The organism is Streptococcus sp. M334, from assembly GCF_000187745.1.
In the GTDB taxonomy this organism is placed as follows: Bacteria; Bacillota; Bacilli; order Lactobacillales; family Streptococcaceae; genus Streptococcus.
The window spans coordinates 1-520 of the sequence record NZ_GL732516.1; the positions used below are offsets into that span (position 1 = coordinate 1).

1 pseudogene is annotated in these 520 nt (G+C 50.4%); it reads right to left on the reverse strand.

Annotated features, from left to right (window positions below):
- A pseudogene (locus HMPREF0851_RS15400) lies at positions 1 to 520 on the reverse strand (hypothetical protein); the annotation flags it as partial.

Here is a 520-nt window from a genome sequence, read left to right on the forward strand (position 1 = left end):
TGGCTGATTGGCTTGCGCTTGTTGAAGCCGATTGACTTGCACTTGTGCTTGCTGACTGGCTCGCACTTGTTGAAGCCGATTGGCTAGCTGATGTGCTGGCTGATTGACTTGCACTTGTTGATGCTGACTCAGATGCGCTTGTGCTTGCTGATTGGCTTGCACTTGTTGATGCTGACTCAGATGCACTTGTGCTTGCTGATTGGCTCGCACTTGTTGATGCTGATTCAGATGCGCTTGTGCTTGCTGATTGGCTCGCACTTGTTGATGCTGATTCAGATGCGCTTGTGCTGGCTGATTGGCTTGCACTTGTCGATGCTGACTGACTAGCTGATGTACTTGCTGATTGACTTGCACTTGTTGAAGCCGACTGACTAGCTGATGTGCTTGCTGATTGACTTGCACTTGTTGAAGCCGACTGACTAGCTGACGTGCTTGCTGATTGGCTTGCACTTGTTGATGCCGATTGACTAGCTGACGTGCTTGCTGATTGGCTCGCGCTTGTTGAAGCCGATTGACTAGC